The sequence below is a fragment of the Streptomyces aureus genome, from assembly GCF_001418135.1.
GTDB classification, from domain to species: Bacteria; Actinomycetota; Actinomycetes; order Streptomycetales; family Streptomycetaceae; genus Streptomyces; species Streptomyces aureus_A.
The window spans coordinates 1-20,522 of sequence record NZ_LIPQ01000015.1 but is presented as its reverse complement, the minus strand read 5'-3'; the positions used below and the strand labels follow the sequence as shown (position 1 = coordinate 20,522).

Sequence of the window (20,522 nt, the reverse complement as noted above, 5' to 3'; positions counted from 1 at the left end):
CGCTCAGCCGCTCGCCGTCCCCGCCCGGCCCCTGCCGCTCGTCGAGCAGCCCGCGCCCGGGGCCCCCGTCGAGCAGGCGGCGCCGCAGACCCCGGCCGAGGAGCCCACCCCCCGCTACCTCGTCGGGCTCGCCCGTGACCAGGAGGACGTCCGTGCCGCCCAGCGGCTGCGCCACCAGGTCTTCGCCGGTGAACTCGGCGCCCGGCTCGACGGCCCGGAGCCCGGCCTCGACATCGATGCCTTCGACGCGTACTGCGACCACCTCCTGGTACGGGAGGAGACCACCGGCGAGATCGTCGGCACCTACCGCATCCTGCCGCCCGACCGGGCCGCCGCCGCCGGGCGCCTCTACTCCGAGAGCGAGTTCGACCTCACCCGGCTCGCCCCGGTCCGGCACGACCTGGTCGAGGTCGGGCGCTCCTGCGTCCACCCCGCCCACCGCAACGGCGCCGTCATCGCCCTCATCTGGGCCGGGCTCGCCCGCTACATGACGAACACCGGACACAACTGGCTCGCCGGCTGCTGCTCCCTCCCGCTCGCCGACGGCGGCACCCTCGCCGCGGCCACCTGGGACACGGTCAAGGCCAAGCACCTCGCCCCCGAGGAGTACTGGGTCACCCCGCACAAGCTCTGGAGCACCGAGGGCATCACCCGCCCCGAGGGCCGCACCGAACTGCCGCCGCTGCTCCGCGGCTACCTCCGGCTCGGCGCCTGGGTCTGTGGCGCCCCCGCGCACGACCCCGACTTCGGCGTCGCCGACCTCTACGTCCTGCTCTCGCTGCGCCGGACCAACCCGCGCTACCTCAACCACTTCCTCTCGCTCGCCCCGGCACCGTGAACGGGACCACGGCCCTCTCGCCGTGGCTCCCCACGGCGCCCTGCACCCCGGGCCACTGCGCCGCCCATCCCGAGTCCGCCCACCCCCCGCGCGGCGCCGACGCGAGCCCGGCCGGGGCCGTCCGGGCCGTGGTCCGGCTGATCGCCGGACTCGGCACCGTCCTCCTCGGCCTCCTCCTCGCCCCGCCGGCCGGCCTCCTGCCGGCCGCCACCCGGCGCACCCTCGTCCGGTACTGGATGCGGGCGGCGGTCCGCGCCTTCGGCGTCCACGTCCGGTACGAGGGCGCTGCCGCCCCGGCCGGCGGCCCGCTCCTCGTCGTCGCCAACCACGTCTCCTGGCTCGACATACCGCTCATCGCCGCCGTTCTGCCCGGCCGCGCGGTCGCCAAGTCCGAGGTGCGCCGCTGGCCCGTCCTCGGCACGCTCGCCGCGCTCGGCGGCACCCTCTTCATCGACCGGGAAGGGATCACGGCCCTGCCCGGCACCGTACGGACCATGGCCGGGGTGCTCGCGGGCGGCGGCCGGGTGGTCGTCTTCCCCGAGGGCTCGACCTGGTGCGGACGGGAACGCGGCCGCTTCCGCCCGGCCGCGTTCCAGGCCGCCCTCGACGCCGGGTGCGCCGTGCAGCCGGTACGGATCGACTACCGGCCCACGGACGCCGCCGCGTACGTCGGGGCCGACCCGCTCGGCTCCTCACTGTGGCGGGTCGTCTCCACCCGGCGGCTCACCGCCGTCGTCCGGCTCCGCGAGCCGCTTCCCGGCGCCCTGTACCCGGACCGCCGCGCCCTGGCGGCCGCCGCTCAGCGGGCGGTGGCCAGCGACAGCGCGAACCTGCCGTCGCTGTCGGTCCACCAGCGGTCGAGGTCGAGGTCCGCCTCCGCGAGCTCGGCCCGGACGCCCGCCTGACGGAACTTCGCGGACACCTCCGTCCGCATCTCCTCGCCCGCCGCGAACGGCACCACGAGATCCAGCTCCGGGATCTTCACGGTCAGCGCGCGGCGGGCCCGCAGCCGCATCTCGATCCACTCCCGCTCGCGGTCCCACACCGCCACGTGGTCGAAGGCGTCCGGGTCGAAGTCCGCGCCCAGCTCCCGGTCGATCACCGCGAGCACGTTCTTGTTGAAGGCGGCCGTCACCCCGGCCGAGTCGTCGTACGCGGCGACGAGCGTCGACTCGTCCTTCACCAGGTCCGTGCCGAGCAGCAGCGCGTCGCCCGGCGTCAGCATCGCCCGTACGGAGCGGAGGAAGGTCCGCCGCTCGCCCGGCAGCAGATTGCCGATGGTCCCGCCGAGGAAGGCCACCAGACGCGGCCCCGGCGTCCCGGGCAGCGCGAGCCCCCGGGTGAAGTCGGCGACCAGGGCGTGCACGTGCAGCCCGGGCCGTTCGGCGAGCAGGGATTCCGCGGCCCCGGTCAGCGCCGACTCGCTCACGTCCACCGGCACATAGCCGTCCAGACCGGGCAGCAGCGCGTCGATCAGGAACCGGGTCTTCTCCGAGGAGCCGGAACCGAGCTCCACCAGGGTTCTGGCCCCGGTGGCGGCGGCGATCTCCGGCGCCCGCTCCTTCAGGATCTCCCGTTCGGCCCGGGTCGGGTAGTACTCGGGCAGCCGGGTGATCTCCTCGAAGAGTTCGCTGCCCCGGGCGTCGTAGAACCACTTCGGCGGCAGCTCCTTGGGGGAGCGGTTGAGCCCGTGGAGGACGTCGGCGCGCAGATCGGCGTCGGCGGCGTCCGGGGCGAGAGTGCGGGTCAGCTGGAACGGGCTCACGCGGAGGGCTCCTTGAGCGGGGTGAGGGTGACGTCGGCGCGGGTGGCGGTCACGAGCGTGCGCCCGGGGACCTCCCGCCAGCGCCGATCGTCGTCGTACGGTTCGGAGGCCACGACCACCCGGTCGGGACCCGTCAGGTACCAGAGGCTGTTCTCCCAGGCGGTCGCGGCGATCAGCGATCCGTCGGTGAGCACCAGGGTGAGACCGGAGCCGGGGGCCGCCTCGGCGACCTCCCGCACCGTGTCGGCCAAGGCCGGGCCCGGCGCGTCGCCGGACCGCAGCCGGTGCAGGACGAGCGCCCAGAGCAGCGCCGAGTCGGTCCGGGCCTCGAGCCCGAGCAGCCGGCCGGCCGGGAGGGTCGCGGCGAGCGGTGCGAGCGAGTCCGGCCAGCCCCTGACGGCGCCGTTGTGGCTGAACAGCCAGGGCCCGGCGGCGAACGGCGCCGCGGCGGCCTCCCCGTCGGCGCCCGGCAGGGTCGCCCCGCGGACCGCGGCGAGCAGCGCCCGGGTGCGCACCACCCGGGCCAGGTCCGCGAAGGAGAGGTCGCCCCAGATGGGGCCGGAGCGCCGGTACCTGGCCGGCACCGGATCGCCGTCGGCGTACCAGCCCACCCCGAACCCGTCGGCGTTCACCACGCCGCTGGTCTGCGCACGTGGCTCCCAGGACTGGCGCAGCAGGCCGTGCCCGGGCCGGACGAGCAGCTCGCCCAGGGTCACCGGCTCGCCCACGTAGGCGACATGACGGCACATCAGTCGAGCTCCGCGCTGCGGGCCGTACGGAAGCCGGAGAAGATCTGACGGCGCACCGGCAGGTCCCAGTTGCGGAAGGTGCCCCGGCAGGCGACCGGGTCGACGGCGAAGGAACCCCCGCGCAGCACCTTGTGGTCGGGGCCGAAGAACACCTCCGAGTACTCCTTGTACGGGAACACGGTGAAGCCCGGGTACGGCAGGAAGTCACTCGCCGTCCACTCCCACACATCACCGATCAACTGCCGTACGCCGAGCGGCGACGCACCCTCCGGGTAGCTGCCCGCGGCCGCCGGACGCAGGTGCCGCTGGCCGAGGTTGGCGTGCTCGGGACCCGGATCGGCGTCCCCCCACGGATAGCGGCGCGAGCGCCCGGAGTCCGGGTCGTACCGGGCGGCCTTCTCCCATTCGGCCTCGGTCGGCAGCCGCCGGCCCGCCCAGCGCGCGTAGGCGTCCGCCTCGTACCAGCTCACGTGCAGGACCGGCTCGTCCTCCGGCACCGGCTCGGTGACCCCGAACCGGCGGCGCAGCCACTGGGCGCCGTCCCGGCGCCAGAACAGCGGGGCCTCGATGCCATGCTCCCTGATCTGAGCCCACCCCTCGGGCCGCCACCAGCGCCGGTCCGTGTAGCCGCCGTCGGCCATGAAGGCCTGATAGGCGCCGTTGGTGACCGGCACGGTGTCGATGTGGAAGGCCGGCACCATCCGGGTGTGCGCCGGACGCTCGTTGTCCAGGGCCCACGGCTCCTCCGAGGTCCCCATGGTGAACGGGCCACCGGGGACCAGGACTTCGGTGGGAAGCGGGCCGCCCCGCAGGGGCGGCGGCGGGGGAGCCGTCAGCGCCGCGGGACCCTTGCGCAGCTGATGGGTGATCAGCATCGTCTCGTCGTGCTGCTGTTCGTGCTGCGCGACGAGACCGAAGGCGAAGGCGGAGCGCAGCAGCGGTCGTCCGTCGAACTCGGCGCGGTCCAGGACATCGAGGACGCGCAGCCGTACGTCCGCCGCGTAGGTCCGGGCCTCGCCCGGCGCGAGCAGCGGCAGCGAGGGGCGGGCGGACCGCGGGTGCTCGAAGGCGTCGTAGAGCGAGTCGATCTCGGGCCGCAGCGCCTCCTGTCCGCCGACGGCCCGCCACAGCCACACCTCCTCCTGGTTGCCGATGTGCGCCAGGTCCCAGACCAGCGGGGACATCAAGGGGGAGTGCTGGGCGGTGAGTTCACCGTCCTCGACGCAGGAGGTGAGCAGCGCCGTACGGGCCCGCGCCGCGGTCATGGCGTCCAGGGCATGCCGGCGCAGGGCCTCGGGGTCCAGCTCGGTCCGGGTCTCCGTCATGACGTCAGCACCTCCAGGTCGTCGGCCGGGCAGGTCCCGGGGATCACGTACCGCTCGTGGAAGGCGGCGACGGCCTGCCGCACCTCCTCGCTCGCCCCGATCCGGGGCAGCGCCTCACGTGCCGCGGCGAACACGGCGAGCGCGGTGGCGTGCAGCTCGGGGTCGGTCAGGCCGTCACGCGCCGCCGCCAGCCAGAGCGGGTTGCGCGGGGCGGGGGCGTAGCCGGCCCGCTCCGCGAGCGGCTTCACCGCCCGGTACACGGTCTCCGCCGCCTCCGGGTCCTCGAACACAGCCGTCGTCACGGCCACCGGCACCATCCACCCGTCCGGGCCCGGCTGCGCGTCGACCATCCGCAGCTCCAGATGGCCGCGCGGCCGCACCGGCGGGAAGAGCGTCGTCATGTGGTACCGCAGGTCGTCGGCGTCGGCCGGCCGGGGCAGGCCCGAGCGCAGCCAGTCGCGGAAGGTCAGCCCCTCCGGAACGGCCCACGGCCCCTCGTCGGCCCGTACGCACAGCACCGGGGTGTCCAGGACGTGGGCCGCGTACTCGGCGCGCGGCTCCCCGTCCGGCAGGGGGGCGAGGGCCCGGCGGGGGTCGAGGTCCGCCCACAGCGCCTGCCGGGTCGAGCGCCAGCCGGTGCGACGGCCCCCGTGCAGCGGGGAGTTGGCGAAGGCCGCCACGAGCACCGCACCGAGGAGATGGGCGAGCTGCCAGCGCCGGTGGTAGCCGAGCGGCCCCGGCTCCTCCAGGCCCGCGTCCAGACAGATCTGCACCGACGCCGAGTCGCACATCATCGCCCGACCGGCGGGGCCGGTGCGGTCCAGCGCGGCCTCCATGGCGTCGTACCGCGGTTCGTGGAGCACCCGTCCGCGCGGCGAGTGCCAGGGGTCCACCCCGTATCCGCTGAGGGTGAGGCCGAGCGGTCCGAGCGCCGACCGTACCGCCCGGAGGTCGGCGGCGAGGGAGTCGAGACATTCCATGAGCGAACCGGCCGGGCGCGAGCTGAGCTCCAGCTGCCCGCCGGGTTCGAAGGTCAGGGACGACACCAGCGGCAGTGACCGTACGGTGTCGAGGGCCGCAGCGAGCCTCGGCGGACGGACGGGGAGCCGGGGGTCCCGCAGCTCGTGCACGAGCCACTCCAGCTCCACCCCCACGGTGCGGGGTGGGCCGGTCTTGAAGCAGATACATCGCAGCAGTTCCTCCGCCTCCGCCTCCGCGAGAGGGGGCTCACCGCTCCGTATGCCGCTGGACGACATCCGTACACCTCCTGATCGTCAGGCCGATCGACGGGACCGGCCCCGGGAAGTTCTGCTTCCACCTAAAGCCACCGTCGAGCGGCGTGCAAGAGCGCCCCGGACCCGCCGAACGCGCCCCCTGCGCCCCCGCCAGGCCGGAAACCGCCCCGGACAGGTCCTGTCGGGACCCGGTCGGATCCCGGGCAATTCCGTTGCCCCGGCCGGGACGAAACGATCATCCTGAGGTCATGAGTGCACGACTGCGCGCGATCGCGCGGCAGACCGAGGAGATCGTTGCCGCGGGCCACTACCAGGCCCCCGACGGCCGCACCGTCTCCGTCGCCGAGGACCTCGCGGCCGCACTGGCCGGAACGCGACTCCACGGCCCCGAACCCGTCACGGTCACCCCCGACACCGACCGGACGCCCACCCTCGACGTCACCGGCGAGAGCAGCCTGGAGGCCGCCCGGCGGATGACCACCGCCGACGCGACCCGCCCCGTTGCCGTCCTGAACTTCGCCTCCGCCCGCAACCCCGGCGGCGGCTACCTCAACGGCGCCCAGGCCCAGGAGGAGGCGCTCTGCCGCTCCTCCGCCCTCCACGCCACCCTGCTCCGCGCCCCCGACTACTACGCCCATCACCGCGAGGACCGCGACGTCCTCTACACCGACCGGGTCATTCACTCGCCCCGCGTACCGGTCTTCCGCGACGACCGCGGCGCCCTCCTCGCCGAGCCCTTCACCGTCGGGTTCCTCACCTCGCCCGCGCCCAACGCCGGCGTCGTCCGCCGCCGTACCCCCGCCCTCGTCGACCGGCTGCCGGGCGCCCTCGCGTCCCGGGCCGAGCGGGTCCTGGAGACGGCCGCCGCGGCCGGCTACCGCCGGCTCGTGCTCGGCGCCTGGGGCTGCGGCGTCTTCCAGAACGACCCCGAACAGGTCGCCGGCGCCTTCACGGCACTGCTCACGGGGGACGGCCGCTTCGCCGGCCACTTCGAGGAGATCGTCTTCGCCGTACTGGACCGCGCCGCGGGCGCACCGACGCTGGCCGCCTTCGCCCGCGTCGTCGGGGCGGCCGCCGTCTGACATGCGGTGCTCGGACCCCCGTGCCAGGCTGAGGGGATACGGACCACAGTCCGAAACCCGTCACGGGAGGCACGATCGTGGGCAAGAAACAGACCCGGACGAACCGGGGAGCCCGTACCGGCGGCCATGAGCACCGCACCGAGGCGACCACGAAGGAACAGACCTCGGCGGCTCCCAAGAGCGAGACGTCGATGCCCCTCGTGGAGCACGCGTCGCACCGCAAGGAACGGAAGTTCGGCCACAACTGAGTGTGGCCACAGAAGAGTTCGCACGCCCTGAGTTCGGCTGCCACCGGCCGTCGAGTCCGCCACGGCCGAGTCGGGCCACGTCTGCGCGTCGTCACGGCCGTGTCCGGCCACGACCGAGCGTGGCCACGGCGACTCGGGCCACGACTGAGCGTCGTCACGGCCGAGTCGGGCCACGACTGAGCGTCGTCACGGCCGAGTCGGGCCACGAATGAGCGTCGGCACAGCCGTGTGCGGCCACGACCGAGCCGAACGCGCCGAGCGAGTACGGAGCGAGGCGGGGAGTCGACGGGGTACGAGGCCGGGGCCCGGCGCCGTTCGCGGCGCCGGGCCCCGGCCCGTATCCCTCCTGCCGGATGCCGGCTACTCCCCGTCGCCGACCGTGATCCGTACGCTCTCCTCGGGCCCCCGGGGCGCCGGAGGCACTCCCGTGCCGAGCCGCTCCTGAGCGGCCGGGTTCATCGTGGAGAGCAGCTGCCGGGCCAGCCCCAGACCGGTCCCGCCCATGGTCAGCGCCTTGGCGAACACGTCCGCCATGCCGTCGGCGCCGTTGAGCAGCACCATCTGGTCCACGTTCCCGAACGCCGACGCGCCCGCGGAGACGATCTCCGGCCACTTCTCGGCCAGTTGCTGCGCGACCACGGCCTCCTGGTTCTCCGCGAGCGCCGCCGCACGGGCCTTGATCGACTCGGCCTCCGCCAGACCCTTCGCCCGGGTCGCCTCCGCGACCGCGAGCCCCTTGGCGTGCTGCGCCGCCGCCTCCGCCTCACCGGTGAGCCGGGTCGCCGTCGCCTTGGCCGCGCTCGCCAGCTCGGTCTCCTTCGCGTCGGCCTCGGCCGCCGAGATCCGGGCGTCCCGCTCGGCCGCGGCCAGCGTCCGGGTCTCGTACGCCATCGCGTCGGCCGGCTTGCGGACCTCCGCCTGGAGCTGCTGCTCCTTACGGTGTCCCTCCAGCTCCGCGACCCGGGTCTCCTGGACGACGACCTCCTGGCGCGAGGCCGCCTCCGCCAGCGGACCGGCCTGCCGGGCCTTCGCGGACGCCTGGTCCCGCTCGGCCTGGTAGCCCGCCTGGAGGATCTCGCTGTCGCGGGTCGCCTCCGACATGCGTGCCGCGGCCTGCTGCTCGGCCTCGGTCGCCCGCCGGTTGGCCTCGGCCTGCGCGATCCGCGCGTCCCGCTGGACGGCGGCCGCGTGCGGGGCGGCCAGGTTCTTGATGTACCCGGTCGGGTCCTCGATCTCGTGGATCTGCAGCGAGTCGACGATCAGACCGAGCTTCTCCATCTCCGTGCCACAGGCCGAACGCGCCTGCCCGGTCAGCTTCTCCCGGTCACGGATCATGTCCTCCACGGTCAACCCGCCCACGATGGCGCGGAGATGACCGGCGAAGACGATGTGCACCCGCTCGCTCATCAGCTTCTGCTGGTCGAGGAAGCGGCGTGCGGCGTTGGCGATCGACACGAAGTCGTCACCGACCTTGAAGATCACCACCCCCCGGACCTTCAGCGGAATGCCCTGGTGGGTGACGCACTCGACGGACAGTTGGGTCTCGTTGAGGTCGAGCGAGAGCTTGCGCACCGCCTGCACACCGGGCAGGACGAGCGTGCCCCGCCCGGTGACGATGCGGAACCCCATACCCGCGCCGAGGCCCTCGTTCTTGTGATTGGAGCCGGAGATGATCAGCGCCTCGTTGGGTTCCGCGACGCGCCACATCATCTTGAAGACGATGATGAGAACGGCGAAGGCGCCGACGACGGCGCCCGCGAGAATGCCGATGCCCATGGACATGGTCCCCCTTCACCGGAGCCGGTGCGGATCCGGTGAAGGGAGTGTGCGCCTGTGACCGGCGCCACTCAACGGTTGCGTCAACTGTCGTACGCGGCTGTGACATAGACGGTGCGTGGAGGGAGATGTTCCATGACCATCACCACCGTTCCCACGTCGATCCGCTCCTTCGGGGAGGCCGGATGGGCGAGGAAGTGTTCGGCACCGCCCCGGATCCGGACGATCACCTCGCCGACGAGACCGGGCCCGACGGTGCCGGTCACCCGGCCGAGCAGTCCCACCATCGAGGAGTCCATCGACGCGTCGTCCATGGCTGAACGGTACGTCAGATCCAGTCGTCCAGCGCGGACATGAAGCCCTCGAAGTCGTCCCGGTGGATCGTGTGACCCGCCCCCTTCACCGTACGGAGCACGAATCCGCGGTCCGCCAGCATCCGGGCGTGCTCCGGCCGCACCAGCGTGCTCGGATCGGCGAGGGTGACGAGGGAGGGCACCACGGGCCGGACCGGCCACATGTCGGCGCCCACGAACTCCGTGAGGCCGTGCGCTGTCCGCTCGTCCCAGTCCCGTACCGACGCCATCTCCACGTCGACGTCCTCGTCCGGCCAGTGCGGGTTGAACCCCTTGATCTGGTCCCGGGTCATCGACTTGCCCCGGACGAACATCTCGGCCCGGTAGCCGCAGGGCCCGGCCGCCAGGTGCCAGGCCGGGTCGGAGTACACCGCCCGGGCCGGCGCCAGACGCTCCACCGCCCGGGCGAGCACGAGCCCGCCCAGCGAGTGGCCGATCGCCAACTCCGCCCCTGAGGGCAGCGATTCGACGAGGTCGTCGGCGTGGTCCTCCGGGCCGTACGCCCCCGGCCCCGCGGCCCGCCCGCTCCGCCCGTGCCCCCGCAGGTCCACCGCGATCACCCGGTAGCCGCGCTCCGCGAGCGCCGGGCCGACCCGCCGCCAGGTGCGGTGGTCGGCCATGAGGCCGTGGACGAGCAGGGCGATCCGGTCGCCCGAACCCCAAGTGAGCGTGTGCAGACGCACGGTGCGGCCTTTCTGACGGTGCAGGGCGGGCGCCGACCGCGGTCAGCGCACGCTGCGGATGGGGCGCACGGCGAGCGCGCCGAGTACCGACAGTACGGCGGCGATCAAGAACAGCGCCGTGTACCCGCCACTGAGCGAGACGACGAGCGAGGCCACGAAGGGGGCGACGATCTGCGGCCCCGCGTTGGCGACGTTGAGGACTCCCATGTCACGGGCGGCGTCCTCGGCCTTCGGCAGCACCATGGTCACCAGTGCGGTGTCGACGGCCATGTAGCAGCCGAAACCGAGGCCGTTGACCGCGGAGAAGGCGAGCATCGCGGTCCAGCTCGTCGAGACGGCAGGGATGAGCAGGGCGACGGCGGCCAGCGCGGCGGAGGCACCCACGAAGAGCTTGCGCCGGTCGAAGCGGTCCGACAGCCAGCCGCCCAGCACGGTGGAGACCACCATGGCGACCGCGTTGAGCGGCATGAGGATCGCCACCGCCTCCTCGGGGCTCAGCCCGGCGGGCAGCTCGGTGTGGTCCTTGAGGATGTACAGCTGGAACCCGGCCACCGCGAAATATCCCAGGACCAGCAGGGCACGGCCGATGAAGGCCCAGCGGAAGTCGTGGTCCCCGAGGGCGCTGCCGAAGGCCGCGAGCTGCTCCTTCACCGGCAGCGGGGCCTTCGCCGGCATGCGCTGCTCCCGGGCGCAGGTCGTGAACAGCACGGCGGTGGCCGCGACGATCGCGCCGAAGACGAGATAGCCGGTGCGGTAGCTCTCGGAGAAGGCGGCGCCGACCAGGGCTCCGATCGTCGAGCCGACGGGGAGGCCGAGGCCGACGGCGGCCGAGGCCTTGCCCCGGGCCTCCACGGGGACCCGGTCGGGGACCACGGAGGTCAGGGCCGCCTGGTAGACGTTCATGACGGCCTGGCCGAGGCACCAGGCGATGGTCACCAGCAGGATCGTGTGGACGCTGCCGAGGAGCAGCATCACGGGCAGCGCGAGCAGACCGCCCGCGAGGATCCACGGGTTGCGGCGGCCCGAGCGGTCCGAGAGGGCGCCCGCCACCGGGTTGAAGACGGTGGCGAAGATCGCGGACATGCCGGAGACGAGGCCGAAGGCGGCCACCTTGCCGGCCGGGTCGATCTCCTCGATCTGGAGCGCGAGGAGGAGCCCGGGGGCGCCGACGTACAGGGCGTACATCGCGGTGTTCCCGACGAGGAGCAGGGGCAGCAGCCCGCGGGTCGGCCGGCCGACCGCGGCGGAGCCGGGCCCCGGCTCGCCGGTGCCCGAAGTGGTGGGGCCGGGGGAGGAAAGGGCCACGGTGCCCTCCTGGGGAGATCGCCCGACAAAGGGCGAGAAGCGGATCGAACGGGCTAGTTACACGTGTCAGTGGCACGTGTGAGCATTGTGTAGCACCCGTTTCCGGCCATCCGCCAGACCCCGGGCCGGATTGGTCTGGAAAGATGCCGAAGCGATGAGTCAGCCAACCGAACACACCCCCGAACGCCCCAGCGGGCGCGCGGTCCCGACCAGCGCCGACGTCGCCCGTCTCGCGGGCGTCTCCCGGGCCACCGTCTCGTACGTCCTGAACAACACCTCGGCCGTCCGCATCAGTGAGCCCACCCGCCGCCGGGTGCGCGAAGCGGCCGAGGAGTTGGGGTACGTGCCGCACGCGGCCGCCCGCAGCCTGCGGGCCGGCCACAGCCGGATGGTGCTGCTGCCGACCTCCCACGTGCCGGTCGGGCCGCTGTACAGCCAGTTCTTCAACGAGTTCCAGTGGGCCCTGCGGCGCCTCGACTACACGGTGGTCCAGTACGGCAGCGTCGGCCTGGAGGCCGAGGAGGCCGCCCGCGCCTGGGCCGAGCTCCGGCCCGTGGCCGTGGTCTCGCTCGGCGAGGTCCAGCTGACCGGGCAGGGCGTCGAGATCCTCAAGAGGTCCGGGGCACGGGCCGTGATCACCCTCGGCACCCAGGGCGTCGAGGGCACCCACGCCCTCGTCATGGACCAGGGACGGGTGGGCGAGGTGGCCACCGCCCACCTCGTGGAGAGCGGCCGGCGCCGGATCGGCGTCGTCATCCCCGAGGAGCCCGGCCTCGCCATGTTCTCCGGCCCCCGTCTCGAAGGCGCGCGGCGCGCGGCCCGCGGCACCGACGCCACCGTCGTACCCCTGCCGCTGCGGTACGACGAGGAATCGGCGAACGAGCTGGCGGCGCGCTGGCGGGAGCTCGGCCTCGACGCCGTCTTCGCCTACAACGACGAGTACGCGATGCTCCTGATGCGGGCGCTCCAGGACGCCGGCCTGGCCGTGCCGGAGGAGGTCGCCGTCGTCGGCGCGGACGATCTGCTGCTCGGCCGGCTCCTGCGGCCCCGGCTCAGCACCGTGCGGATCGACATGGTGCTCGGACGCGAACTCGCGGAGCTGGTCGACCGGGCCGTCCGGGAACCGGAGGCCCCGCCCCGCACCCGCTCGCTCCTCGCCTCACAGGTCGTCCGGCGCGAGTCCAGCTGACCGGGCCGCCCGGCGAGCGGGCCGCCGACCGCTTAGCGTCGATTCATGAGCACAGTTCCGCAGCGTTTCGAGATCCTGCTGGTGCCCGCGCACGTCGAGGACCGGGGCGGCGCCGCCGTGACGGACAGCGCCGTGCGCACCGCCGTCGTGGAGGCCACCGGGCGGCGGGGCGAGTCGGGTTATCCGATCTACGAGGGCCACGGCATCAGGGCCGACATCGACCCGGGGACGCGCACCGTGGAGGCGCTCCTCGTCGACGGACGCGAGCTCGACTACGGCCTCACGGCCCTCGCCCGCCCGGTGGGGCGCGACTGACCTGGGGCGGTCCTGTCCCGAAGGGGCCCGTTGACAGGGCGGTCCGACGGGCAGAGACTCTGCGCGCGCGCCAAGACGAGAGTGCCGAGGGCGAAAGTCCTGTCACCAGGCGAACAGAGTCGTTCCGAAGGTCACGTGGGAGAGAACCGATGAGCATCCGCGACGTCTACATCGTCGACGCCGTCCGCACCCCGATCGGGAAGTTCGGGGGCGCCCTCGCCTCGGTACGTCCCGACGACCTCGCCGGGCACGTCGTACGCGCCCTCGTGGACCGTACTCCCGCGCTCGACCCGGCGCGAGTCGACGACGTCTACTTCGGCGACGCGAACGGCGCCGGCGAGGACAACCGCGACGTCGCGCGGATGGCCGTGCTGCTCGCCGGGCTGCCCGTCTCGGTGCCCGGCGTCACCGTCAACCGCCTCTGCGGCTCCGGTCTTGAGGCCGTCGTCCAGGCGGCCCGCGCCATCGCCGTAGGCGACGCCTCCGTGGCGATCGCCGGCGGCGTCGAGTCGATGTCCCGCGCCCCCTGGGTCCTGCAGAAGCCCGAGCGGGCCTTCCCGGCGGGCCACCAGCAGCTGCACTCCACGACTCTCGGCTGGCGCATGACGAACCCGCGCATGCCCGCCGAGTGGACGGTGGCGCTCGGCGAGGGCGCGGAGCTGATCGCCGACAAGCACGGCATCACCCGTGAGCAGCAGGACGCCTTCGCGCTCGCCAGCCACCGCAAGGCGGCCGAGGCCTGGGCGAAGGGTCTGTACGACGACGAGGTCGTCCCCTACCCGGGAGTGGAGCTCTCCCGCGACGAGTGCATCCGCGACTCCACGTCCATGGAGGCCCTCGCCAAGCTGAAGCCCTCCTTCCGCCCCGAGGGGGGCACGGTCACGGCGGGCAACTCCTCCCCGCTCAACGACGGCGCCGCCGCCCTGCTGCTCGTCGACGAGGACGGGCTGCGTGAGACCGGCCGTGAGCCGCTCGCCCGGATGCGTACGTCCGCGGTCACCGGCATCGAGCCCCAGCTCTTCGGCCTCGGCCCGGTCGAGGCGGTCCGGCGGGCCCTGGAGAAGTCGGGTCGTTCCTTCGCCGACCTGCGGACCTTCGAGCTGAACGAGGCCTTCGCGGCCCAGTCGCTCGGCTGCCTCGCGGAATGGCCGGAACTGGACCCCGACATCGTGAATCCTCGCGGTGGAGCCGTCGCCATCGGCCACCCGCTGGGTGCCTCGGGCGCCCGGCTCGCCGGATCGGTCGCCCACCAGCTGGCGGCGGCCGGCTCGGGCACCGGTCTCGCCGCCCTCTGCATCGGGGTGGGCCAGGGCCTCGCCCTGGTCCTGGAGCGCTGAGCACCCGGACAGTACGCGAGGGGGGTACGGGAGAGACTCCCGTACCCCCCTCGCGGTGGATCACTTCTGCTTGGCGTCCTCGACGGACTTGCGGACCTCGTCCATGTCCAGCTTGCGTGCCTGGCCGATGACATCCTCCAGCGCGGCTTCCGGCAGGGCGCCGGGCTGCGCGAAGATCGCCACGTTGTCGCGGACGATCATCAGCGTCGGGATCGAGCGGATCTCGAACGCCGCCGCCAGCTCCGGCTGCGCCTCGGTGTCCACCTTGGCGAAGACCAGGTCCTCGTGGCGCTTGGAGGCCGCGTCGTAGACCGGGGCGAACTGACGGCAGGGACCGCACCAGGAAGCCCAGAAGTCGATCAGGACGAAATCGTTCCCACTCACGACCTCGTCGAAGTTGTCCTTGGTGAGCTCTACGGTGCTCATTGTTCCTACCTTTCGGGGATCTCCTGGCGGTGTCCTCACGGTCCCCTGGGGACTCGCCCCGCACAACGGCGTATCGAGCCGCGCTATTCCGCACCGCTGAGCCAGACTGTCACCCATGACACGAACGGTGGAGAGCGAGCGCGAGCACGAGTACGACGTGGTGGTCCTGGGGGCGGGCCCGGTGGGCGAGAACGTCGTCGACCGGGTGCGGGCCGCCGGCCTGAGCGCCGCGATCGTCGAGAGCGAGCTGATCGGCGGCGAGTGCTCGTACTGGGCCTGCATGCCCAGCAAGGCCCTCCTCCGCCCCGTGATCGCCCGATCCGACGCCCGGAAGGTGGCGGGCCTGCGCGAGTCGGTCTACGGCCCGCTCGACGCCCTGGAGGTCTTCGCCCACCGGGACGAGGTCGTCGGCGACTGGACGGACGACGGACAGGTGGACTGGCTGGACTCGATCGGCGTACGGATCTTCCGGGGCCACGGCCGTCTCCTCGGGCCGCGCCGGATTGAGGTCGCGGGCCCCGAGGGCGAGCGTCACGTCCTCACCGCCCGCCACGCGGTCGCCGTCTGCACCGGCAGCCGCGCCGTCCTCCCCGACCTGCCCGGCCTGTCCGGGGCGCGCCCCTGGACCAGCCGTGAGGCGACCAGCTCCGACCGGGTGCCGGGGCGGCTGATCGTGGTCGGCGGGGGAGTCGTGGGCGTCGAGATGGCGACCGCCTGGCACGCCTTCGGGGCCAAGGTGACGATGCTGGTACGGGGCGGGGGACTGCTGCCCCGGATGGAACCCTTCGTCGGCGAGCACGTCGCCGCGGCCCTCACCGCGCGCGGCGCGGACATCCGTACCGGCGTCTCCGTCGCCGCGGTCGTACGCGACGGCGGTACGGGACCGGTCACCGTGGTGCTGGAGGGCGGCGACCACGTCGAGGGCGACCAGGTGCTGTTCGCGACCGGGCGGGCGCCGCGCACCGAGGACATCGGCCTGGAGAACGTCGGTCTGAAGCCGGGCTCCTGGCTCGACGTCGACGACAGCCTCAGGGTCACCGGCACCGACTGGCTGTACGCCGTCGGGGACGTCAACCACCGCGCGCTCCTCACCCACCAGGGCAAGTACCAGGCCCGGATCGCCGGCGCCGCGATCGCGGCCCGCGCGAAGGGCACGGAGGCCCTGGACGAGTCGAGCTGGGGCGCGCACGCGGCCACCGCCGACCACGCCGCCGTGCCGCAGGTGGTGTTCAGCGACCCCGAGGCGGCCGCCGTCGGGCTCTCGCTCGCCGAGGCGGAGCGGGCCGGCCACCGGGTGCGGGCCGTGGACCTCGACATGAGCCACGTCGCCGGGGCGGGGCTCTACGCCCAGGGCTACCGGGGGCACGCCCGGATGGTCGTCGACCTCGACCGCGAGGTGATCCTCGGCGCGTCCTTCGTCGGCCCGGGCATCGGCGAACTCGTCCACTCGGCGACGGTCGCCGTCGTCGGCGAGGTCCCGATCGCCCGCCTGTGGCACGCCGTACCGTCGTACCCGACGCTGAGCGAGGCGTGGCTGCGCCTCCTGGAGGCCTACCGGGGCTGACGAGCCGTCACGGCGCCCCACTGTTCAGGACGTCGTCGGTGCGGGCCGGTCCGCCGTCCGCACCATCCCGGTCGTCGTCAACACCGTCCCGGTCGTCGTCGGCACCGGAGGGGTACGGGGTGATCAGGGCCCGTACCGCCGACCGGGCCACCTCCAGGGCTGGCCGCGGGTCACGGCCGGACTCCTGGCCCAGGACGACCCGGGTGCTCAACCCGTCGAGCAGGGCCAGGAGTTCGGACGCGCGCGCCCTCGCGTCGAGCGGGGCGAAGCGCCGCCGCGCGACGCCCGCCGCGAGCAGCGCCTCCAGGTCCTCGTGCCACCCGCGGTCCAGCTGCTCCTGGGCCTCGCCGAGCGCGCTGTTGCCGGGGGTGCGGGCCCACAGCTCGATCCACAGGGTCCAGCGCGGATCGCGCGGCCCGCGCGGCAGGTAGAGCACCAGGAACCGGTCGAGTTTGCGCTCGGCCGTGATCCGCCGGGACAGCAGCGCGCGGCGCTCCTCGGCCAGCGCGGCCTCGCTCCACCGGAGGGCGGCGAGCAGCAGCAGGTCCTTGCTGCCGAAGTAGTACAGGATGTGGCCGCCGCTCGTGCCGAGCCGCTCCGCGAGCGCGGACATCGTGAGCGAGGAGAGGCCGTCCTCGGCGATCGCCGTCATGGCCTCCTCCAGCATCCGTTCCTGGGTGACGTGCCCGTCCCGCCGTCGTGCCGCCCCTGCCACCGCCGCTGTCCCCGTTCCGTCGATCCACCGGTGCCTCTGCTGGATCGACCTTAATCGCAACCCCCCAGGTCTTGACGTGGCCGGAACCCATCGCACATCTTGAATGCCATTCAAGAACTTAGAACGTCATTCAAGGAAGCGTTCGCGACGGCGTTCGCGAGGGCTTCACGACGGCGTTCACGACAGCGTCCGCGACGACGCTCAGGATCAGGAGGTGCGGTGTGCTCGGACACGAGACGGCGCCCGGAACCACGGGAGCCACGGCGACCACGGCCCGGGACGAGGTGTTCCAGGTCGAGGAGCACGGGATCGACCCCATCCCCGACGCCGAACGGCACGGCAGCGCCAAGGACGTCTTCTGGCTCTGGTTCGGCTCGAACCTCACCTTCACCTACGTCATCAACGGCGCCCTCGCCGTCGCCTTCGGGCTCTCCTTCTGGCAGGCCACCGCGGTCGTCGTGATCGGCGGCCTCTCCTTCCTCGCCATCGGCGCGGCCGGCCTCAGCGGCGTCCGCACCGGCACCGCCACCCTCGTCATCTCCCGCGCCGCCTTCGGCCTGCGCGGCAACTGGCCGGCCGGTCTGCTCAACTGGATCGTCAGCATCGGCTACACCATCGTGAACACCGTGGTGGGCACACTCGCCCTCGAAGCCTTCTTCGCCGACCTCGGCTGGAGCGGCGGCTCCACCACCCGCGCCCTCGCCCTCGGCGTCACCCTCGCGCTGACCTTCGCCGTCGCCCTCTGGGGCCACGCCACCGTCCAGTTCGCCGAGCGCTGGATGGCCTACGTCCTCGCCGTCGGGTTCGCCGCCCTGCTCGTCCTCGTCCTGCCCGGCGCCGACACCTCCGCACCCTCCGCCGCACCCGGCGCCGCCGGCTGGAGCCTCGCCTTCGTCGTGATGCTCGCCGGCCCCTTCTCGTACCTCCCCATGCCCGCCGACTACACCCGCTACCTGCCCCGCACGACCTCCCTCAAGGCCGTGACCTGGAGCGGAGCCCTCGGCGGCTTCGTCTCCTCCGTCGCCCTCGGTGTCGCCGGGGTGGCCGCCGCGACCCAGGCCGACATGACCGACGCCGTCGCGGGCACCGAGAGCCTGCTCCCCGGCTGGTTCCAGCCGCTCTTCCTCGCCCTGGTCCTCGGCGGGTCCGTCACCAACTCGATCATCACGCTCTACTCGTCGAGCCTCAACCTCCAGGTCCTCGGCATCCCCTGGAGCCGGGCCCGCGCCATCGTCATCAGCGCCGCCGTGACGGCCGCCGGCTCCCTCGGCGCCCTCTTCCTCACCGACTTCACCACCTCGCTGCTCTCCTTCCTCTCCCTCCTGATCATCGTCTTCGCCCCCTGGGGCGGGGTCTTCCTCGCCGACATGGTGCTCCGCCGCTGCAGGTACGACTCCGCCGCACTGCACGCGAGCACCGGCGGCGGCGCCTACTGGTACCGCGCCGGCTGGCACCCGCCCGGCCTGATCGCGCTCCTCGCGGGCCTGCTCTTCTCGGCGCTCACCTGCGACTCGGAGCTGTGGACCGGCCCGCTCGTCGCCCCCCTCGGCGGCGCGGACCTCACGCTGCTCGGCGCGGGAGTCTCCGCGCTCGTGTACGTGCTCCTCGCGCGCCGGACGGTCATGCCCGTACACCCCTGAGAACCCCCGAGCGCCCGAAACCGCCTGAACACCCCTCGTACGCACGTCACGGAGTCACCCCGCATGAACGGCACCACCACCCCTTCCTCCACCCCTTCCCCGGCCACTGCCGCAGGCCGCCTCCCCGCCGACCTCCTCCTCACCGGCGCGCGGATCCACACCGTCGACCCCGCGCTCCCCGAGGCCGAAGCCCTCGCCGTCCGTGACGGCCGGATCGTCTGGATCGGCTCCGACGCGGAGGTACACGCCTGGGCCGGACCCGGCACCCGGGTTCTCGACGCCGGCGGACGGCTCGTCCTGCCCGGCTTCGTCGACGCCCACAACCACGTCCGCCTCGGCTCCGACGACGCCTGCGTCCAGCTCGCCGGCGCCCGCACCCTCGACGCGATCCACGACCGCGTCCGCGCCTGGCACACCGCGCACCCCGACGCCGAGTGGATCGAGGCCGAGGCCTTCGACTACTCCGCCGTCCCCGGCGGGCGCATGCCCACCGCCGCCGACCTCGACCCGGCCACCGGCGACACCCCCGCCCTCGTCCTCAGCTACGACGTCCACACCGCCTGGCTCAACACCGCCGCCCTCCGCAGGCTCGGCGTCGACCGCGACCACACCGACCTCCCCTTCGGGCGGGCCGTCACCGACCCGACCACCGGCGAACCCACCGGATTCGTCAAGGACTTCGCCGTCAAGGGGCTCTCCCGCGACGGCCACCGCGCCCTGCGCGACCTCGGCGTCCCATGGGCCGCGCCGGACCGGCAGTACGGCCGGCTCGCGAAGAGCCTCGACGACGCCATCGGCTTCGGCATCACCACCGTCGTCGAACCCCAGAACTCCCTCGACGACCTCGCCCTCTACCAGCGCGCCCGCGCCGAGGGCCGGCTGCGCTCCCGGATCGTCGCCGCGCTCTTCCACCCGCGCGGCACGACCGACACCGACCTGGACGCGTTCCAGGCCGTGGCCGAGGAGTTCGCGGACGACCGGCTGCGGGTCGGACCGCTCAAGCTGTACATCGACGACGTCGTGGAACCCCGTACGGCGGCCCTCCTGGAACCGTACGCGGGCTGCGCCCACCACCGCGGCGACACCTTCTACCCGCCCGAGGAGTTCGCCGAGCTGCTCACCCGGCTCGACGCGCGCGGGTTCCAGTGCTTCGTCCACGCCACCGGCGACCGGGGCATCCGGACCGTGCTCGACTCCGTCGAGCGGGCCCGCGCCGCCAACGGGCCGCGCGACGCCCGCCACCAGATCGTCCACGTCGAGTGCCTCGACCCGGCCGACACCCCGCGCTTCGCCGAACTCGGCGTCGTCGCCTGCATGCAGCCCCGGCACGCGGCCCCGGACATCGCGGGACCGGGCCAGGACTGGGCCGAGAACGTGGGCCCCGACCGCTGGCACAAGGCCTGGCCGCTGCGCAGCCTGAGCGAGGCGGGCGCCGTCCTCGCCCTCTCCAGCGACTGGAACGTCGCCGAGATGGACCCCATGGTCGGCATCCACGCCGCCGTGACCCGCCGGCCGCCCGGTGGCGGGGAGGCGTGGACGGCGGGGGAGACGATCGACGTCGAGACCGCGGTCGAGGGCTACACGATGGGCTCGGCGTACGCCAACTTCCTTGAGCACGAGCGGGGTTCGCTGACCGTCGGCAAGCTCGCCGACTTCGTCGTCCTCTCCCGCGACATCCTGCGCGTCGCCCCGGAGGAGATCCCGGGCACGGTGGCGGAGACGGTCGTGGTGGGCGGCGAGGTGGTCGTGGAGCGCTGAGCACTGAGCGGGGCAGCGGGGCGGCGGCCCGCCGGTACCCACGCGCTCCCTTCTCCCCGCCGCGCCGCCGCCCCGCTGCCCCGCTCAGTGCTCAGCGCTCCACGACCACCTCGCCGCCCACCACGACCGTCTCCGCCACCGTGCCCGGGATCTCCTCCGGGGCGACGCGCAGGATGTCGCGGGAGAGGACGACGAAGTCGGCGAGCTTGCCGACGGTCA

At 73.4% G+C, this 20,522-nt stretch carries 21 protein-coding genes; 10 read left to right on the top strand and 11 right to left on the bottom strand.

Translation table 11 applies throughout. The features are described from left to right. Positions 1-31: 31 nt before the first annotated feature. Both AOK00_RS01725 and AOK00_RS36595 read left to right on the top strand, forming a co-directional pair. On the top strand, positions 32-838 hold the full coding sequence (locus tag AOK00_RS01725; RefSeq protein ID WP_063886489.1) for a GNAT family N-acetyltransferase: 807 nt from the start codon (positions 32-34) through the stop codon (positions 836-838). After that, positions 835-1,743 carry a lysophospholipid acyltransferase family protein gene (locus tag AOK00_RS36595; protein WP_079041782.1) on the top strand — a complete coding sequence of 303 codons (909 nt, stop codon included), beginning with the start codon at positions 835-837 and terminating at the stop codon, positions 1,741-1,743. The genes AOK00_RS01725 and AOK00_RS36595 overlap by 4 nt, the downstream gene beginning before the upstream one ends. Here AOK00_RS36595 and egtD read toward each other — a convergent pair. From egtD to egtA, 4 genes are read right to left on the bottom strand one after another with little or no spacing between them, the layout of a single operon-like run. Beyond that, positions 1,638-2,603 (bottom strand): L-histidine N(alpha)-methyltransferase, encoded by a 966-nt coding sequence (egtD, locus tag AOK00_RS01715; RefSeq protein WP_055598541.1) that lies wholly within the window; start codon positions 2,601-2,603, stop codon positions 1,638-1,640. The two genes, AOK00_RS36595 and egtD, sit on opposite strands and share 106 nt — an antisense overlap. After that, positions 2,600-3,352: an ergothioneine biosynthesis protein EgtC gene (egtC, locus tag AOK00_RS01710; protein ID WP_055598540.1), complete on the bottom strand. Its 753-nt coding sequence runs from the start codon at positions 3,350-3,352 to the stop codon at positions 2,600-2,602. Before egtC ends, egtD begins: the two co-directional genes overlap by 4 nt. Further along, on the bottom strand, positions 3,352-4,677 hold the full coding sequence (egtB, locus tag AOK00_RS01705) for an ergothioneine biosynthesis protein EgtB (RefSeq protein WP_055598539.1): 1,326 nt from the start codon (positions 4,675-4,677) through the stop codon (positions 3,352-3,354). Before egtB ends, egtC begins: the two co-directional genes overlap by 1 nt. Further along, a complete protein-coding gene (egtA, locus tag AOK00_RS01700; RefSeq protein WP_055598538.1) occupies positions 4,674-5,933 on the bottom strand; it encodes an ergothioneine biosynthesis glutamate--cysteine ligase EgtA in 1,260 nt (419 codons plus the stop codon). The genes egtB and egtA overlap by 4 nt, the downstream gene beginning before the upstream one ends. Before the next feature lie 227 nt (positions 5,934-6,160). Here egtA and AOK00_RS01695 point away from each other — a divergent pair, with 227 nt between their 5' ends. Then, positions 6,161-6,994, top strand: coding sequence for a TIGR02452 family protein (locus tag AOK00_RS01695; RefSeq protein WP_055598537.1), 834 nt, complete (start codon positions 6,161-6,163; stop codon positions 6,992-6,994). 77 nt (positions 6,995-7,071) lie between these two features. Continuing rightward, positions 7,072-7,242, top strand: coding sequence for a hypothetical protein (locus AOK00_RS39360; RefSeq protein ID WP_167346832.1), 171 nt, complete (start codon positions 7,072-7,074; stop codon positions 7,240-7,242). 360 nt (positions 7,243-7,602) lie between these two features. Here the strand turns inward: AOK00_RS39360 and AOK00_RS01690 are convergent, their stop codons facing one another. From AOK00_RS01690 to AOK00_RS01675, 4 genes are all read right to left on the bottom strand, one after another. Beyond that, a complete protein-coding gene (locus AOK00_RS01690; protein WP_055598536.1) occupies positions 7,603-9,018 on the bottom strand; it encodes a flotillin family protein in 1,416 nt (471 codons plus the stop codon). An 83-nt stretch (positions 9,019-9,101) separates the two neighbouring features. Next, positions 9,102-9,332: a hypothetical protein gene (locus AOK00_RS01685; RefSeq protein WP_030313172.1), complete on the bottom strand. Its 231-nt coding sequence runs from the start codon at positions 9,330-9,332 to the stop codon at positions 9,102-9,104. Positions 9,333-9,346: 14 nt separating this feature from the next. Beyond that, a complete protein-coding gene (locus AOK00_RS01680; RefSeq protein ID WP_055598535.1) occupies positions 9,347-10,054 on the bottom strand; it encodes an alpha/beta fold hydrolase in 708 nt (235 codons plus the stop codon). A 42-nt stretch (positions 10,055-10,096) separates the two neighbouring features. Then, entirely contained in the window at positions 10,097-11,359 is a 1,263-nt protein-coding gene (locus AOK00_RS01675; protein ID WP_055598534.1) for an MFS transporter, read from the bottom strand. Between the two features lie 154 nt (positions 11,360-11,513). On the opposite strand from AOK00_RS01675, the gene AOK00_RS01670 reads away from it, so the two are divergent. The 3 genes from AOK00_RS01670 (at position 11,514) to AOK00_RS01660 (ending at position 14,200) form a co-directional block, all read left to right on the top strand. Then, the gene (locus tag AOK00_RS01670; RefSeq protein ID WP_055598533.1) at positions 11,514-12,548 is read left to right on the top strand and encodes a LacI family DNA-binding transcriptional regulator; all 1,035 of its coding nucleotides are present in this window, start codon (positions 11,514-11,516) and stop codon (positions 12,546-12,548) included. Between the two features lie 45 nt (positions 12,549-12,593). Then, positions 12,594-12,863 carry a hypothetical protein gene (locus tag AOK00_RS01665; RefSeq protein ID WP_055598532.1) on the top strand — a complete coding sequence of 90 codons (270 nt, stop codon included), beginning with the start codon at positions 12,594-12,596 and terminating at the stop codon, positions 12,861-12,863. A 149-nt stretch (positions 12,864-13,012) separates the two neighbouring features. Next, a complete protein-coding gene (locus AOK00_RS01660) occupies positions 13,013-14,200 on the top strand; it encodes a thiolase family protein (RefSeq protein ID WP_055598531.1) in 1,188 nt (395 codons plus the stop codon). A gap of 60 nt (positions 14,201-14,260) precedes the next feature. Here AOK00_RS01660 and trxA read toward each other — a convergent pair whose 3' ends face one another. Beyond that, entirely contained in the window at positions 14,261-14,626 is a 366-nt protein-coding gene (gene trxA / locus AOK00_RS01655; RefSeq protein ID WP_055598530.1) for a thioredoxin, read from the bottom strand. Between the two features lie 115 nt (positions 14,627-14,741). Here trxA and AOK00_RS01650 point away from each other — a divergent pair, with 115 nt between their 5' ends. Further along, the gene (locus AOK00_RS01650; protein ID WP_055598529.1) at positions 14,742-16,190 is read left to right on the top strand and encodes a dihydrolipoyl dehydrogenase family protein; all 1,449 of its coding nucleotides are present in this window, start codon (positions 14,742-14,744) and stop codon (positions 16,188-16,190) included. Positions 16,191-16,197: 7 nt separating this feature from the next. Here the strand turns inward: AOK00_RS01650 and AOK00_RS01645 are convergent, their stop codons facing one another. Further along, positions 16,198-16,905, bottom strand: a complete 708-nt coding sequence (locus tag AOK00_RS01645; RefSeq protein ID WP_254047203.1) for a TetR/AcrR family transcriptional regulator — start codon at positions 16,903-16,905, stop codon at positions 16,198-16,200. A gap of 221 nt (positions 16,906-17,126) precedes the next feature. On the opposite strand from AOK00_RS01645, the gene AOK00_RS01640 reads away from it, so the two are divergent. Continuing rightward, positions 17,127-18,545, top strand: a complete 1,419-nt coding sequence (locus AOK00_RS01640; RefSeq protein WP_055598528.1) for a purine-cytosine permease family protein — start codon at positions 17,127-17,129, stop codon at positions 18,543-18,545. 63 nt (positions 18,546-18,608) lie between these two features. Continuing rightward, a complete protein-coding gene (locus tag AOK00_RS01635; RefSeq protein ID WP_055598527.1) occupies positions 18,609-20,303 on the top strand; it encodes an amidohydrolase in 1,695 nt (564 codons plus the stop codon). 91 nt (positions 20,304-20,394) lie between these two features. On the opposite strand, the gene AOK00_RS41110 is transcribed toward AOK00_RS01635, so the two are convergent. Continuing rightward, on the bottom strand, positions 20,395-20,522 hold a 128-nt coding region (locus AOK00_RS41110), incomplete at its 5' end, for an amidohydrolase family protein (RefSeq protein ID WP_159041664.1).